Raw genomic sequence first — 15,980 nt, forward strand, 5'->3', positions numbered from 1 at the left:
TCCTGCGCAGCGGCCTTGTCGGCAGCGGCCCCATCGGCAACGGCGATGGGGGCATTGCAAGCGCAGATGGCTTGCTGCCGGCATGCGCCCAGGCCTGCCCGCCGGCCTGTCTGAACAGGAGTAGATTCTCTCCACCCACACAACCCGAGGATCTCCGACATGGACATGGATTGGAGCAAGGCGCTGCAGGAAAGCCTGGTCTGGCTGGCGGCGGCCTCAGTGATCACCGTCGTGGCTTTCGCGGCCGTGGCGCTGCTGGTGGTTCGATTCACCCGCTGGGGTCGGCAGTTCTGGCAGCTGGCCGGCCCGTTCCTGCACCCCAGAAACAGCTGGTGGCCGCTGCTGGTGTTCACGCTGCTGCTGGTGCTGGCCCTGGTCTCGGTGCGCATGAACGTGCTGTTTTCCTACTGGTACAACGGCTTCTACAGCGCGCTGCAGGAACTGGACCAGAAGGGCTTTTGGCGCTTCCTGGGTATCTTTGCGGTGCTGGCCACGGTCCACATCCTGCGCGAGCTGTTCAATTTCTATGTGAACCAGGCGTTTCGCATCCGCTGGCGGGTGTGGCTCAACGAGCGCGTGACCACCGACTGGATGCGCGGCGATGCCTACTATCGCAGCCACTTCCTGGACGAGCCGGTGGACAACCCCGACCAGCGCATCGAGCTGGATGTGAACACCTTTGTCTCGAACTCGCTGACCCTGGCGCTGGGTGCCGTCAGCGCGGTGGTCTCGCTGGTGGCGTTCACGGGCATTCTCTGGGGGCTGTCTGCCCCGATTGCCGTGGCGGGCGTGGAGGTTCCGCGGGCCATGGTGTTCGCGGTCTACCTCTATGTGATCGTCGCCACGCTGATCGCCTTTCGCCTGGGCCAGCCGCTGATCCGGCTGAACTTCCTGAACGAGAGGCTGACCGCCAACTTCCGCTACGCCCTGGTGCGCGTGCGCGAATATGCGGAGAACATCGCCTTCTACCAGGGCGCGGCCATCGAGCGCAACACGCTTTTGACGCGCTTTTCGGCGTTGATCGCCAATGTCTGGGCGCTGGTCTACCGCAGCCTGAAGTTCGACGGCTTCAACCTCACCGTCAACCAGGTGGCCGTGGTCTTTCCCTTTCTGCTGCAGGCGCCGCGCTTTTTCAGCGGTGCCATCAAGCTCGGTGATGTGATGCAGACCTCGCAGGCCTTTGGGCAGGTGCAGGATGCGCTGTCATTTTTCCGCACCTCCTACGACACCTTCGCCCAGTACCGCGCCGCGCTGGACCGCCTGTGCGGCTTTCTGGATGCCAATGCCCAGACCCGCGAACTGCCCCAGGTCGTCCACAAAGATCAACCCGGCGCCCTGGACATCGAGGGTCTGCAGGTCAGCCGCCCGGACGGCCACCACCTGCTCAGCGACCTGCAACTCAAGCTCACTCCCGGCCAGGCGCTGCTGATCAAGGGGCCTTCGGGCAGCGGCAAGACCACCTTGCTGCGGTCCATTGCCGGCCTGTGGCCGCATGCCCAGGGCACGGTGGGCCGCCCGGGCGGCCACCAGGCGCTGTTCCTGTCGCAGCGCCCGTATCTGCCGCTGGGGGACCTGCGTACGGCCATTGCCTATCCGATGGATGCTTCACCGCAGGACGACGAGCGCCTTCAACAGGCGCTGCGCCAGGTCAGCCTGGCCCATCTGGCCGACAAACTGGATGTCAACCAGGATTGGTCCCGCATCCTGTCGATTGGCGAGCAGCAGCGCCTGGCCTTTGCGCGCGTGCTGTACAACCGGCCCGCCATCGTCTTTCTCGATGAATCCACCTCGGCCATGGACGAGGGCCTGGAGCATGCGCTGTACACGCTGCTGCGCGAGCAGATGCGCTCGACCATGCTGGTGAGCGTGGGCCACCGCAGCACGCTGGCGGGTTTCCATACCCACGCGCTGGCGGTCGATGGCAATGGCGGGTGGACGCTGTCGGAAGTAAGCGCACCGCAGAGCGCGCCCCAGGATTGATCCGCGTGCGGCCCTGGGCCGCGCGCGATCAATCGTCCATGGGCAAAGAATCGCAGTTGCTCAGGTCGGAGGGCGGCTGCTGGGGCAGCTGGCGCACCGCATCGCGCAAGGCGGTGCGCAGGCCCTCTTCCAGCACGGGGTGGTAGATGGGCGCACGCAGCAACTCGTGCACGGTCAGTTGCTGCTGCACGGCCAGGGCCAGCAGATGGGCCAGATGCTCGCCGGCCGGCGCGCACATTTCCGCGCCCAGCAGCCGGCCGCTGGCCGGGTCCGCATAGACGTGAAGCAGGCCCGCGTTGTGCTGCGCAGCGCGCGCACGCCCCTGGTGCGCGAAATCCACGCGGCCCACCACGAAGTCCTGCCCCAGCAGCGCCTTCATGGGCTGGCCCACGACGGCCGCGTTGGGCGAGCTGAAGACGATGGACAGCGGCGTGCGCCGCTCGAAGCAGGCCACGTTCTCTGCCATGGCGTTGGTGCCGGCAATATGGCCTTCGTCCACGGCCTCATGCAGCAAGGGGCGGTCGCCATTGGCATCGCCCGCGAGGAACAGCGGCAGCTCGCCGACCTGCAGTGTCTCGCGGCTTACGGGCGGCTGGCCGTGTTCGTCCAGCTCAAGTCCCAGCGTCTCAAGGCCCAGGCCTTCGAGCTGCGGGCGCCGACCCATGGCGGCCACCACATGGTCCACGACGATGCGGGTGTCGCCTGCACGCACGACGATGCTGCTGTCCGGGCCCTTGCTCAACTGCACTTCATGGTCGGTGATCACCGTCATCTCTTTCTCAAGCAGATGCCGCAATGCGTCGGTGACATTCGGGTCGGACAGGCCGGCAAGCTTCGGGCCGCGTCCCAGTGCGGTGACCTCCAGTCCCAGCCGTGCCAGCGCCTGTGCGATCTCCACGCCCAGCGGGCCCAGGCCGACGACGGCCACGCGCGGGCCCAGCGTCTTGCGTTCGAACAAGGTGTCGGTGGTCAGGATGCGCTTGCCAAAGCGCTTCCATTCCTCCGGCACCACGGGGCTGGAGCCTGGAGCGAGGATGAGCTTGCGCGCAGCCAGCACCTTGCCATTGACCTCGATCCGATTGGCCGCCAGCAGCCTGGCACGCCCGTCGATGGCCCGCCAGCCCAGGCCCTCCGTGGCCTTGATCGTGCTTGCCACGAACTCGTCGCGCAGCTTGCGCACGCGGCGCAAAACGGCGGGCAGGTCCAGCTGCAGCCCGCTCGCGCCGCGTATGCCGAAGGCATCGAAGTGATGGCGTGCATGGAAGGCGTTGGCCGCCTCGATCAGGAGCTTGGACGGCATGCATCCCACCCGCGCACAGGTCGTTCCCCAGGGCCCGTCGTTGACGATGGCGAAATGCTCCGTGTGCTTGCGCACCTCGCGCAGTGCCGACAGTCCGGCCGAGCCGGCACCGACGATGATCACGTCGAGGGCGGTGGTGGGTGGGTTTTTCATGCTGTCTGATTCCTTTGACTGTGGCACCAGGTCCCGTGGAGGTCTCCGCTGCCGGTGGATGTGCCGAAAGGTGTGCCGACGGGAGTGCCGACTGAAGTGCCGACAGATGGTCGAGATGACTGCCTCGCCTGCCATGGGACATGCGTGCCAGTCTGCATGCTGGCGCTCGCGGCAGTCGTAGGCGAAGGGCCGAAACCGCTGCTGGACATCCAGGGCCCGGCCGGTGCCGCGCAGGGGCTAGCCGGATGCCCAGTGTTGCCATGCCGCGCCCGTGCGGCTGCCTGATGCGCCGAAATCCGCTTCCCGCGCAAAGCGCCTGAGGGATGTCTCGGTAACCCTCAAATGGCTGACACGGCACAAGCGGCTTTGGGCTGTTTGCAGCCAGCGGCGCAGGGACCAATGAAGCTGCGCCACCGTCTCGCCATGCACCTGTGCGCTGTGCAGGCGCAGGCGGCCATCGAGGATGAAGGCCCTCACCGACCGTGCAGAAAGCTGCAGATCCTCGCAGACCTGCCTCAGCCCGACGCCTTCGCGGACCCGGGTGCTCAGGCCGCGCCTGTGCATCTGGCAGCGAACGGAGCGTTCGCTGCGGTCCAGCCGGCGGCAGATCACCTGCACGGGCAGGACGCCGGCCCAGCGTTCGAGTGCCAGCAGTTCTGCCGGACTCCAGCGGCGGCGAATTGCGCCATTCGGCCATGCGCTGTCGGATGTCAGGCAGTGTGTGATTGCCATGGAGAGCCCCCATTCATATGGCGCTGCGCTATGGCATGGCCTGAATCCCGGATGCCGATGAGACAATTATTGATGGGGGCTTCTCGTGCAAGCTTTTGATTTTGTTGATGGTTTTTGTCGTTTTGATTGCTGCTCGGATGGACGGCTCCATACCGCGATGCCTATCGTGGAGCCGGGATGCGGATCACGGAAATAGCGTCTGCACCGGCGCGCATATGCCAAGCCCCATGCGGATTTCCTGTTCGGCGCCCGATTTCCATGAACGACTTCTTTGCTTTTTCAGGAGAACCCTTCATGCGCCTTCAGCCAAAGCATTTGAATTTTTCCGTTGCGTGCCTAGCGTTGCTGGCACTGCCGGCCGCGCAGGCCCTGCCCATGCAGGACGTGGGCACGTCGGCAGGCCCGCAATGCGTAGGCCTGGACATCAACAACAGCGGCCATGTCGTGGGCGCCTGTGCAGAGAGCGACGGCTCGTCCGCAGGCTTCGTGTCGCTGGCGCCGGGCAGTGCGGCAGACCTTGTGCGCCTGTCGCCGGGGCGCAACTGCAACGCGGCGGCCATCACCGCCAGGATGGCTGCTATATGACAGGCAAAAGCGAAGTCACGCAGCTTGCGACGCACGCTTTCATACAGAACCTGTGTGCGCCATGAAAGCCTGAAATCATTTCAAATCCAAAAAAGGTGATTTTATGAAAAAGCGATATGCAAGATTTACAGCGGCAGTGTCAGTTGCCATTGCGGCTTTTTGGTCATGTGGAGTCCGAGTAAATAGTATAGGGATGTGGTCATTGGAAAATCCAATTTACTCTTTTGGTGGATATTCTTCATTGGTTGGAATGGGTAAAGATGTCCAGCAAAAACTGATCGATGATCATTTTCTGTTTTGAGCACAACTGCCTTCGTTTCAAGCCGATTTCGCATATCCCTGGTGGCCGACCCAAGACCGCCGCTGAAGCGCTGCCTGTGGTCCTTGTCAGCCCTTGCAGAGGCCTCAGCCTGGCCGGGCAGGGCAGAGGCCTTGCCTATGCGACGGCTGGAGGGCCATCGCACATCAAATCGACCATCAGCCCTCGCAGGATTGCCAGCGTCGGCGCCTCGCTGCGCTGACGCAGCGTGACCAGCCCGAAGCGGGCGGTGCTGCGCATGGGCGGGTCCATGGGCAATTCGGCCAGGTCCGGGGCGACGGCGCGCACGGCCAGCAGCACGGTGTCGCTGTTGCGCGCAACGTCCACGAGGCTGGGCAACTCCTCGCACTGCAGTGTGACGAACCGCGCCGGGTGGGCCGTGGCGCCATAGGTCTCCACCAGCAGCCAGGCCACCTGGTCGCTCAATGGTGTGGAGGCGACGGGGTAGCGCTGCACATCCTCGAAGCGCAGATCCCGCTGCAGGCGGGCCAGTGGATGGTCGGTGCGGCACATGAAGGCGGCGCGCATTTCGTGCACGACGTCCAGCGCAAGGTCGGGTGCGGGCCGCAGCGCGCGCAGGTCCACGACCAGGGCATCGAGCAGGCGCTCGCGTAGCGAGTGCACCAGCAGATCGGTGCTGCCGCGCGCCACCTCGGTTCGCACGCCGGGATGGTGCACGGTCATGTGCTGCAGGAACGGCGTCATCAATATTGCGCCGGGGCCCGATCCCAGGCCCACACGCACGGTGCCGGCCGCACCCTCGCGCAATTGGCGCCCCCTGTCACGCAGCTCGTCGGCTTCAGCCACCAGGGCGCGTGTCCGTCCCAGCATCTCGCGGCCGAAGGCTGTGAGTTCGCTGTGGCGGCCGATGCGGTCGAACAAGGGTATGCCCAGCTCCTGCTCCAGCGCGCGCACGCTGCGGCTGAGGGCCGGCTGTGTCAGATGCATGGCCTCGGCCGAGCGGCTGAAGGAGCCGGTCTGCGCCACCGATATGAGATGCCTGAGCTGCACCAGCGTCATGATTTTTCGCGCCCTGAAGTCTGCATGAAACTCATGCTAATGCAGCCAACAATGCATTGGACGTTCGATGACCCGGCTCCTAGGATGCCGCGTATCCGGCCGACCGAGCCGGAGCCATCCACCAAGGAGACATGATGAGATTTTTGTTCCAGCGCGTTTGGCTGACGGGCGCCGGCCTGTTGCTGAGCGCGGCCCTGGCCTGTGCGCAGAGCCCGTCCTCCAGGCCCGTAAGCCTGATGGTTCCCTATCCGGCCGGCGGCCCTTCGGATGCCATTGCCCGCATCTTCAGCGTGCCGCTGTCCAAGACCCTGGGCCAGCAGGTCATCGTGGAGAACCTGGGCGGCGTCAGCGGCGCCATGGCCGCGCAGAAAGTGCTGGCCGCTCCGCCCGACGGGCACTACGTCTTCCAGGGCTCGCCCAACGAGGTGATCCTGTCGCCGCTGGCCAATGCCGCCGTGCGGCTCAAGGCGGAGGATTTCCGCCTGGTCCATCCCGTGGCCGAGGCCGTGATGGTGTTTGTCGCCCGCAAGGACCTGGAAGCTGGCAACGTGGATGAGCTGATCGCGCTGGCCCGCAAAAGCGCCAGCCGGCCGCTGTCGTACGGCAGTGTCGGGATTGGCTCGCTCTACCACCTGATCCTGGAGAAGGTGCAGCAGGACGCCGGCATACAACTCATGCATGCGCCCTACAAGGGCAATGCGCCGCTGCTGCAGGACATCGGCAGCGGGCAGGTCGATTTCGCTGTGCTCGTCTACAGCGCTGCCATGGGCGCGCTGGCCGAGCAGGGCCGGCTCAAGATCCTGGGCCAGCTGGGGGAGCAGCGATCGGAGCTGCTCAAGAATGTGCCCACGGTGCGTGAGGGCCGGGAGCTGAAAAACTTCGCCTACAAGACCTGGACCAGCTTCCTGGTGCGCAAGGACACGCCGCAGGAGGTGGTGCAAAGGCTGCACCAGGCGATAGGCGCCATGCTCAAGGACCCGGGCGTGCGCGAGCAACTGGCCCTGCAGACCCAACTGGCCGCGGCGCCCATGTCGCTGGCCGAAGCGGCGCAGTTCTATGAGGCCGAGACCGCCCGCTACCGCAGCATTGCCCGCTCCATCCGCCTGCAACCCCAGTGAGACGCCGCACATGAACACCCTTCTGGACACTTTGCGCGGCTCGGCCGCAGCCTTCGTCGAGCTGCGCCGCGACATCCACAGGCACCCCGAGCTCGGCTTCGAGGAACATCGCACCAGCGCCCTGGTCGCGCAGCAGCTGGAGCAATGGGGATACGAGGTGGAACGCGGCCTGGGCGGCACGGGCGTGGTGGGGCGGCTGGTGCGCGGCAGCGGCCACCGGCGTCTGGGCCTGCGCGCCGACATGGACGCGCTGCCCATCACCGAGGCCAATGCCTTCGCCCATGCCAGTACGCATGACGGCGTGATGCATGCCTGCGGGCATGACGGCCATACGGCCATGCTGCTGGCGGCGGCCCGGCATCTGGCCGAGCACGGCGGCTTCGACGGAACGCTCACGCTGATCTTTCAGCCTGCGGAGGAGGGTGGCGGCGGGGCCTTGCGCATGATGGAAGACGGGCTGTTCGAGCGCCACCCCTGCGACGCCATCTTTGCCATGCACAACATGCCGGGCATGCCCCAAGGGAGGCTGGCGCTGCGCGAGGGCGCAGCCATGGCGTCTTCCGACTACGCCACGCTCACGCTCACCGGGGTGGGCGGGCATGGTGCCATGCCGCACCGCGCGGCCGACCCCATCGTTGCGGCCGCCAGCATCGTCATGGCCTTGCAGACCATCGTCTCGCGCAACATCGATCCGCTGCAGATGGCGGTGGTGACCGTGGGCGCCATCCATGCGGGCAAGGCCAACAACGTGATCGCCCACAGCGCGGTGCTGGAGTTGAGCGTGCGTGCGCTGGATGCCGATGTGCGCAGGCTGCTGGAGCAGCGCATTCGCGACCTGGTGAGTGCGCAGGCCGAGAGCTTCGGCGTGCAGGCGCAACTCGACTGGCGACCCGGCTATGCCGTGCTGGTCAACACGCCCAAGGAGACGGACTTCGCGCGCCAGATCGCGCTGGAGCTGCTGGGCCCGGAACATGTCACGCTGCAGGCGCCACCCTTGCCGGGCAGCGAAGACTTTGCCTTCATGCTGCAACGCGTGCCCGGCAGCTACCTGTTGATCGGCAATGGCCATGCAAGCGAGCAGGGCGCCTGCATGGTGCACAACCCGGGCTATGACTTCAACGACGACAACATCGCCGTGGGAGCGGCGTACTGGGTTCTGCTGGCGCAGCGGTTTCTGGTGGCCGGTTGAACGGGTTCGGCCCGGCGCATTTCACTCGCCGTGGTGGATCTCCATCCAGCCCACGCGTCCTTGTCCGCCCTCATTGAGGCGGCCCACAAAGCCTTCGGCCTGGGATTGCGGCAGGCGCAGATCGAACTGCACCAGCGATCCATGCTCGACCTGGAGCAGCTCGGCGCCTGCCGCATCGATCTCGCGGCGCACCAGGCCTTCCAGCGCATAGGGCACGGCGCAGCGCAGCGATTGCATGCGCTGCAGCGTCACCTTCTCGGCGGTCAGCAAGGCCTGGGCCACGGCATCGGTATAGGCGCGGACCAGGCCGCCGGCGCCCAGCTTGACGCCGCCGAAGTAGCGCACCACGGTGGCCAGCACGCCTTCCAGGTCCTGGTGGCGCAGCACATCCAGCATGGGGCGGCCTGCCGTGCCACCGGGCTCGCCATCATCGACCGCAGCCGACTGGCCGCCTGCCAGCAGCGCCCAGCAGACATGGGCGGCGCCCGGGTGCTCGCGGCGCAGCGCATCGACCACGGCCTGGGCGCTGGCGCGGTCAGCCATGGGCTGCACGCAGCCGATGAAACGGCTTTTCTTGATGAGGAGTTCGCTGTGCGCGGGTGCGCGGAGTGTCTGTGGCATGGAGGGCGGCAAGCTTACCCGATCGCCCCTGGCCCGGGATTTGGCGCATGGATTCATTACGCCTTTATTACGAAGCGCTACACATTTGTGAGCATGCGTACCTTGTGTTATTTCAGCTTCAGAGGGTTGCATCCAGGTTTGTCCTACAGAAATCGTGAAAGATTCGCAGTAAGCTTTCTGTCAAGGAGGCGCAACCATGAACACCCCACCTTCCCGCGATCCCGTTCTCACCGAACACACCTTTGGCCGCGATCATTTCAGTCCTCCGCCCATGGCGTTGGAGCAGGCAGGCCAGGACCATGAAGCCGCCGGTGGCGGCCTTCCTCTGGACCTGGACCAGCGCATTCGCAACGTAGGCGAATGGTGATGGCTGCAGCCGTGCAGCCAAGGGCCATCCGGCCAGGCTGAGCGGCTCCAACGACCGCCGACAGGAACGCAGCAGGCAATGGCCTCGCTGCGCTGGATTTATCATTCCAACATCTTCACCCAGGCCGGCTGCGCAATGCACCGGCCTTTTTGCATTCCTGCCACGGCCTGTTCCCGCACCCATGAGCAATGACACCGTCCGCAGCCATTGGCTGCTGGCACCTGCCTGCGCCAGCGATGCCAGCCTGCCTGTGCCGCTGGGCGATGTGACGGCGCTGCTGGAGCAGGTGGGCCGCTCCAGCGCCAGCAGCGACGAGGTGGCCGGGCAGCTGCTGCACCTGCTGGGCCGGCATGTGCCGTTGGCGCAGTGCACGATCTTTTCGTTCCAGGGGCGATCTCGGCCGCGCATCGTGGGGTTCGGGGACCGGGCACGCACAGGCGCACTGCCTTTGATTTCCCAGGATTACAGCGAGCGCTTCTATCCACTGGACGGCGCGCAGCGCGTGATGCAGGCCGAGCTGGCGCGGCAGCAGCGCAATCCCCAGGCGCCAGCGCGCGTCTGGCTCCATCGCCAGAAGCCTTCGGACGTGAGCCATCCCGAGTACCGCCGTGTCTGCTATGACCTGCCCCGCCTGGTGGAGCGGCTTTCGCTGCTGACCCTGCAGACCGGCGCACGCTGGCTGGCGGTGAATCTGTACCGGGGTGAGGAGCACGGCGGCTTTGACCCGCAGTCCATTGCACGCATCGAGGCCTTTGCTCCGCTGGTCATGCAGGCCATGCGCCTGCATTACGCGGGCCAGGCCCTGCAGGACGATCTGGCGGGCCTGGTGCTGGCGCGCCTGGCGCGGCGCTTTGCGCATCTCACGCAACGCGATATGGATGTGGTGCGCTGCGTGGTCGAGGGGCTGGACACCGAGCGGCTGGCGCAGCGCCTGGGCATCACGGTGGCCAGTGCCCGGACCTATCTCAAGCGCGTCTGCGGCAAGCTGGGCGTGCAGGGGCAGCGCGAGCTGTTTGCCTTGCTGATGGAGCCCGAGGCGCTGTCCTGAGCCTGGGGGCTGTAGGGTCCTGTCTGTCCCCATCCGGGGACATTGCCGGAGCGGGGGCTGCCTACACTGCGGCCTCACAAAGACGCAAGACGCAAGACGGAGACATCCATGCACCAGCCCCATGCCCAGCCGCGGCACTCCATCTATTACCGGTACCGGGTGCACCAGCCCTGGCTGCCTTCGCAGCATCCAGGGGTGCAGCGCCATCCTGTCGTCATCGTCGGCACGGGCCCTGTGGGGCTGACCACGGCGCTGGAGCTGGCGCGCCACGGCCAGCGCTGCGTGCTGCTGGAGTCCGAACTGCAGGTGTCCGAAGGCAGCCGCGCCATCGTCTTCACGCGCCGCTCCATGGAGATCCTGCAGCAGGTGGGCGTGGCCGAGCGGGTCATGGCGAACGCCTTGCCCTGGCGCTGTGGCAACTCGTTCTACCGGGGGCAGCGCGTGTTCCGCATGGAGGCGCCGCACAGCGAGGACGATCGCTTCCATCCCATGACCAATCTGCAGCAGCAGTACCTGGAGGAATACCTGGTCGATGCGGTGCTGGCCCATCCGCTGATCGAGCTGCGCTGGGGCAACCGCGTGGACCGGGTGGAGCAGGTCGGCAGCGGCGCCGCCGCAAAGGCGCGGCTGCAAGTGGACACGCCGCAAGGCCCGTATGCGATGGAGGCCGACTGGCTGGTCGCCGCCGATGGCGCCCGCTCCGGCATACGCACGGCCATGGGCCTGGTGATGGAGGGGGCGTCGTACGAGGGCCGCTTCGTGATCGCCGACATCCGCATCGACCTGCCACTGCCCACGGAGCGCCTGGCCTTCTTCGACCCGGTCTGGAACCCCGGCAACACCATCCTCATGCACCGCGAGCCGCATGGCATCTGGCGCGTGGACTACCAACTGCCTGCGGGCGAGGACGCGCAGCAGGCGCTGCAGCCCGAATCGCTCAAGGCGCGCATCGACGCGCAGCTGCAGATGATCGGCTTCGGCGGCACGCCCTGGGAAATGGACTGGAGTTCGGTCTACTCCGCCCGCGCGCTGACCTTGCCGGACTATGTGCACGGCCGCGTGATCTTCGCGGGCGATGCGGCCCACATGCTGCCCATCTTCGGCGTGCGCGGTGCCAACACGGGTTTTCAGGATGCCCAGGCCCTGGCCTGGCGGCTGGCCCTGGTGGCGCGCGGCGTGGCGCCGGTGAGGCTGCTGGACAGCTACAGCGGCGAGCGCGTGGGCGCGGCGCGCGAGATTGTCGAAGAGGCCGGCAAGAGCACGCGCTTCATGGCGCCGCCCTCGCGCGGCTTCCGGCTGCTGCGCGATACCGTGCTGTCGCTGTCGCTCACCCAGGAATTCGTGCGGCCGCTGTACCACTGGCGCACCTCCCGGCCGCACGAATACGCGCACTCGCCGCTCAACAGCGCGGATGACGACAACCACCTGTTTGAAGCCGGCCCTGGCCATGGCGCACCGCCGCTGAACCTGCGCCTGGGGCCCGATGACTATCTGCTGGACCACCTGGGCGGTGGATTCGACCTGCTGTATTTCACCGATGGCACACCCGTGCCTGCACAGTGGTGCGAAGTTGCCAGGATGGCGCGCGGCCGTGGCGTGGGCCTGCGCATCGTGGCCATCTCCAGCCAGGCGGCCGCGCAGCCGGTCCAGGGTGCCGATCTGACCCTGGCCGATGCAGATGGCCGCTGCCGTGCACGCCATGGCGTGCCGGCAGGGCACCCGCCTGGTGCCGCCTATCTGCTGCGGCCCGATCAGCATGTCTGCGCGCGCTGGCTGGCGCTGGATGCCCGGCGCCTGCAATCGGCCATCGACAACGCCACCTGCACGCAAGGAGTTCCGGCATGAGCCAAGAACAGACATCACCCCACACCCTCGAAATCGCCGGCCTGGAAACTGTCTACGACCAGCTGGCCACAGCCATCGACACGGCGGGCCCGCAGCGGTCCGAGCTGTTCCTGGTCAAGCTGGCGCTGCTGGCGGCCGAACGGCTGGGCAGCGCGTCCGTGTTCTCGGAGCTGGTGCAGGCGGCGCAGCAGGATCTCTAGTGCGTAGTCGCGCTCCAGGGAAAACCGCTATCGCTGTCGGGGTGCCGACGGGCCGTGGCATGGCCGGCACTGGCTAACATCGGCCCGAAAACAAGGGTCCCGCGAGCCATGGATGTACTCAGTGAAGTTCTCGATATTTGCCGCTCGGAGCGCGCCGTCACGGCGCGCTTTGCGCTGACGGCGCCGTGGAGCCTGAAGTCCACGGGCGTCACCGGCGCCATGATCCGCATGGCGCGCGGCGCGCCTTACTGGATCCAGGTGGAGGGCATGCCGGCGCTGCGGGTCGAGCCCGGCGATCTGGTCATGCTGCCCATGGGCGCCGCGCATGTGGTGGCGTCCGACATGGACGTTGCCAGCGAGCTGTTCTCGCGCATGATCGCCCGCCACGCCGAAGGACCGCGGGACGAGAATCCCCTGGTCTTCAGCCATGGCGGCGGCGGCGAGGCCACGGACATGTTTTCGGCCCTGTTGTGGTTTTCCGCCTACTGCCGTCATTCGGTGTTCCGCATCCTGCCGCCGCTGATCCACATCCGGGCAAGCGACCTGCCGCTGGCCGGCTGCCTGGCCACCACCATGGAGTCGCTCACGCTGGAGACGCTGGCGCGGCGCCCGGGCTGGCGCCTGTCGGCCGCGCGCATGGGCGAGCTGCTGCTGGTCAACATCCTGCGCGAGCACCTGGCGCGCGAGACTGCCATTGGCGAAGGCTGGCTGCGGGGCCTGGGCGACGCCTGTGTTGCGCGTGCCCTGGTGTGCATGCACCGCGAACCGCAGCGGGCCTGGAGCGTGGAGACGCTGGCCATCGAGGCCGGCATGTCGCGCACCCGCTTCAGCATGCGTTTCAAGGAGCTGGTGGGTGCCACGCCCATCGGCTATCTGACGGCGCACCGCATGGCGCTGGCCGCCCAGCAGATGGAGGCCGGCGGGCTGTCATCGGCCCGCATCGCCGAGAACGCGGGCTACGACTCGCCGAAGGTGTTTGCACGGGCATTTCGCCGCTGGTCCGGGCACACGCCCAAGGCCTGGCTGGCGCAGGAGGCCGCAAAGAGGTCGGGCTGGCAGCAGCAGGAAGGCCGTATCAGGGGGCTGGAGCAAGACCCTTGACCAGCAGGGTTGAGTGCCGAAACGTACACTGGCCGGTTCCTTCCGCACAGGCTCCCAGAAGCCGAACCGCCCATCATGAACGCCCCCGTTGACGTTTCCTTCTTCCATCGCGCCGCCAAGCCGCTGACCAGCTATCGTCCTTACTGGGCCAAGCGCTTCGGCACGGCCCCGTTCCTGCCGATGAGCCGGGCCGAGATGGAACAGCTTGGCTGGGACAGCTGCGACGTGATCCTGGTGACGGGCGACGCCTATGTGGATCACCCCAGCTTCGGCATGTCGGTGATCGGCCGGGTGCTGGAGGCACAGGGCTTTCGCGTGGGCATCATTGCCCAGCCTGACTGGCAAAGCGCCGAGGCCTTCAAGGCCCTGGGCCGGCCCAACCTGTTCTGGGGCGTGACGGCGGGCAACATGGATTCCATGATCAACCGCTACACGGCCGATCGCAAGATCCGCTCCGACGATGCCTACACGCCGGGCGACGTGGGCGGCAAGCGCCCTGACCGCGCGGCCATCGTCTACAGCCAGCGCTGCCGCGAGGCCTACAAGGACGTGCCCATCGTGCTGGGCGGCATCGAGGGCAGCCTGCGCCGCATCGCCCACTACGACTACTGGAGCGACAAGGTGCGCCGCTCCATCGTCGTGGACAGCAAGTGCGACATCCTGCTGTACGGCAACGCCGAACGCGCCCTGGTCGAGGTGGCCCACCGCCTGGCTGCGCGTGAGCCCGTGGAAAGCATTACCGATGTGCGCGGCACGGCCTTCTTCCGCCGCGAGTCGGAAGCGGGCTGGTTCGAGCTGGATTCCTCCGTGGTGGACGAGCCCGGCGTGGTCGAGCCCCACATCAACCCCTACATGACCACCAGCGAGCAGGCCGAGGCCCAGGGCCAGACCTGCTCCAAGGAAGAGGGTGATGCCGACGCTAAGCCGGACGGCGCCTCGGTCGCCGCCGTTCAGACCATCCAGTTCGTGCCCAACCCGTCGCTGCGCGGCAAGGGCAAGCAGCCGCCGCGCGACAAGACCGTGCTGCGCCTGCCCAGCTACGAGCAGGTCAAGGCCGATCCCATCCTCTACGCCCACGCCAACCGCGTGCTGCACCTGGAGACCAATCCCGGCAACGCCCGCGCCCTGGTCCAGGCCCACGGCGAAGGCGTGACCGCGCGCGATGTGTGGCTGAACCCGCCCCCCATCCCGCTGACCACGGCCGAGATGGACTGGGTCTTTGGCCTGCCGTATGCGCGAAGCCCCCATCCCAGCTATGCCGACGCCAACGGCAGCCATGAGGGCGAGACCAAGATCCCGGCCTGGGAGATGATCCGCACCTCGGTCAACATCATGCGCGGCTGCTTCGGCGGCTGCACCTTCTGCTCTATCACCGAGCATGAAGGCCGCATCATCCAGAGCCGCTCCGAGGAGTCCATCATCCAGGAGGTCGAGGACATCCGCGACAAGGTCAAGGGCTTCACCGGCACCATCTCCGACCTGGGCGGCCCCACGGCCAACATGTACCGCCTGGGCTGCAAGAGCCCCGAGATCGAGGCCGCCTGCCGCAAGCCCAGTTGCGTGTTCCCCGGCATCTGCCAGAACCTGCACACCGACCATGCCCCGCTGGTCAAGATCTACCGCCGCGCGCGCAATCTGCCGGGCATCAAGAAGATCCTGATCGGCTCGGGCCTGCGCTACGACCTGGCCGTGAAGTCGCCCGAGTACGTCAAGGAACTGGTGCAGCACCATGTGGGCGGCTACCTGAAGATCGCGCCCGAGCACACCGAATCCGGGCCGCTGACCAAGATGATGAAGCCGGGCATAGGCAGCTATGACCGCTTCAAGCAGATGTTCGAGCAGTTCAGCGAGGAAGCGGGCAAGAAGCAGTACCTGATTCCCTACTTCATCGCCGCCCACCCGGGCACCAGCGACGAGGACATGATGAACCTCGCCATCTGGCTGAAGAAGAACGGATTTCGCGCCGACCAGGTGCAGACCTTCTACCCCAGCCCCATGGCCACGGCCACGGCCATGTACCACTCGGGTCGCAACACCCTCACCAAGGTGCGTCGCCAGATGCGCGACGTGAACGAGGAGTCGGTGGACATCGTGCGCGGTGAAAAGCGCCGCCGCCTGCACAAGGCCTTCCTGCGCTACCACGACCCCAACAACTGGCCGCTGCTGCGCGAGGCCTTGAAGGCCATGGGCCGTGCCGACCTCATCGGCAACGGCAAGCAGCACCTGATCCCCACCTTCCAGCCCCTGGTCGATGGCGGCTACCGGAGCGCGCGCCGCAAGAACAGCACCCAGGGAACGGGCGTGGCCGCGCGTGCCGTGGTCTCCCAGCAGGGCAAGGCCTATGCCCTCAACAAGGCCGGTGGCAAGAGTGCGGGGCCGGGCAAGGCGCAGGCACAACGCGG

General features: G+C 66.5%; 15 protein-coding genes. 11 read left to right on the top strand and 4 right to left on the bottom strand.

The genetic code is table 11. From position 1 onward, the window contains the following. Positions 1–159 precede the first annotated feature (159 nt). The gene (locus L995_RS17615; protein ID WP_047472801.1) at positions 160–1,980 is read left to right on the top strand and encodes an ABC transporter ATP-binding protein/permease; all 1,821 of its coding nucleotides are present in this window, start codon (positions 160–162) and stop codon (positions 1,978–1,980) included. A gap of 28 nt (positions 1,981–2,008) precedes the next feature. Here L995_RS17615 and L995_RS17620 read toward each other — a convergent pair whose 3' ends face one another. Together L995_RS17620 and L995_RS17625 are read right to left on the bottom strand one after the other, a co-directional pair. Then, the gene (locus L995_RS17620; protein WP_047472802.1) at positions 2,009–3,433 is read right to left on the bottom strand and encodes a dihydrolipoyl dehydrogenase; all 1,425 of its coding nucleotides are present in this window, start codon (positions 3,431–3,433) and stop codon (positions 2,009–2,011) included. A 237-nt stretch (positions 3,434–3,670) separates the two neighbouring features. Beyond that, positions 3,671–4,165, bottom strand: a complete 495-nt coding sequence (locus tag L995_RS17625; protein WP_047472803.1) for a hypothetical protein — start codon at positions 4,163–4,165, stop codon at positions 3,671–3,673. Between the two features lie 294 nt (positions 4,166–4,459). Between L995_RS17625 and L995_RS17630 the strand changes: the two genes are divergently transcribed. Together L995_RS17630 and L995_RS33220 are read left to right on the top strand one after the other, a co-directional pair. Then, entirely contained in the window at positions 4,460–4,750 is a 291-nt protein-coding gene (locus L995_RS17630; protein ID WP_231574459.1) for a hypothetical protein, read from the top strand. Between the two features lie 103 nt (positions 4,751–4,853). Then, positions 4,854–5,051: a hypothetical protein gene (locus L995_RS33220; RefSeq protein WP_156136092.1), complete on the top strand. Its 198-nt coding sequence runs from the start codon at positions 4,854–4,856 to the stop codon at positions 5,049–5,051. Positions 5,052–5,186: 135 nt separating this feature from the next. On the opposite strand, the gene L995_RS17635 is transcribed toward L995_RS33220, so the two are convergent. After that, the gene (locus tag L995_RS17635) at positions 5,187–6,089 is read right to left on the bottom strand and encodes a LysR family transcriptional regulator (RefSeq protein ID WP_047472805.1); all 903 of its coding nucleotides are present in this window, start codon (positions 6,087–6,089) and stop codon (positions 5,187–5,189) included. Positions 6,090–6,223: 134 nt separating this feature from the next. Here L995_RS17635 and L995_RS17640 point away from each other — a divergent pair, with 134 nt between their 5' ends. Continuing rightward, positions 6,224–7,207 (top strand): tripartite tricarboxylate transporter substrate binding protein, encoded by a 984-nt coding sequence (locus L995_RS17640; protein WP_047472812.1) that lies wholly within the window; start codon positions 6,224–6,226, stop codon positions 7,205–7,207. A gap of 10 nt (positions 7,208–7,217) precedes the next feature. Next, positions 7,218–8,396 carry a M20 aminoacylase family protein gene (locus tag L995_RS17645; protein ID WP_047472806.1) on the top strand — a complete coding sequence of 393 codons (1,179 nt, stop codon included), beginning with the start codon at positions 7,218–7,220 and terminating at the stop codon, positions 8,394–8,396. Between the two features lie 21 nt (positions 8,397–8,417). Here the strand turns inward: L995_RS17645 and L995_RS17650 are convergent, their stop codons facing one another. After that, positions 8,418–9,017 (bottom strand): IMPACT family protein, encoded by a 600-nt coding sequence (locus L995_RS17650; RefSeq protein ID WP_047472807.1) that lies wholly within the window; start codon positions 9,015–9,017, stop codon positions 8,418–8,420. A 196-nt stretch (positions 9,018–9,213) separates the two neighbouring features. Between L995_RS17650 and L995_RS33880 the strand changes: the two genes are divergently transcribed. The 6 genes from L995_RS33880 to L995_RS17675 form a co-directional block, all read left to right on the top strand. Beyond that, on the top strand, positions 9,214–9,384 hold the full coding sequence (locus L995_RS33880) for a hypothetical protein (RefSeq protein WP_016447134.1): 171 nt from the start codon (positions 9,214–9,216) through the stop codon (positions 9,382–9,384). Positions 9,385–9,565: 181 nt separating this feature from the next. Continuing rightward, a complete protein-coding gene (locus L995_RS17655) occupies positions 9,566–10,432 on the top strand; it encodes a helix-turn-helix transcriptional regulator (RefSeq protein WP_047472808.1) in 867 nt (288 codons plus the stop codon). A gap of 108 nt (positions 10,433–10,540) precedes the next feature. Further along, a complete protein-coding gene (locus L995_RS17660; RefSeq protein ID WP_047472809.1) occupies positions 10,541–12,277 on the top strand; it encodes an FAD-dependent monooxygenase in 1,737 nt (578 codons plus the stop codon). Then, positions 12,274–12,477 (top strand): hypothetical protein, encoded by a 204-nt coding sequence (locus L995_RS17665; RefSeq protein WP_047472810.1) that lies wholly within the window; start codon positions 12,274–12,276, stop codon positions 12,475–12,477. The genes L995_RS17660 and L995_RS17665 overlap by 4 nt, the downstream gene beginning before the upstream one ends. A gap of 108 nt (positions 12,478–12,585) precedes the next feature. Continuing rightward, positions 12,586–13,578, top strand: coding sequence for an AraC family transcriptional regulator (locus L995_RS17670; protein WP_017403934.1), 993 nt, complete (start codon positions 12,586–12,588; stop codon positions 13,576–13,578). A gap of 75 nt (positions 13,579–13,653) precedes the next feature. Further along, a partial coding sequence (locus tag L995_RS17675; protein WP_047472811.1) for a YgiQ family radical SAM protein occupies positions 13,654–15,980 on the top strand: 2,327 nt, incomplete at its 3' end.

Origin of the sequence: Delftia sp. ZNC0008, from assembly GCF_000799035.1 — a bacterium.
GTDB classification, from domain to species: Bacteria; Pseudomonadota; Gammaproteobacteria; order Burkholderiales; family Burkholderiaceae_C; genus Comamonas; species Comamonas tsuruhatensis.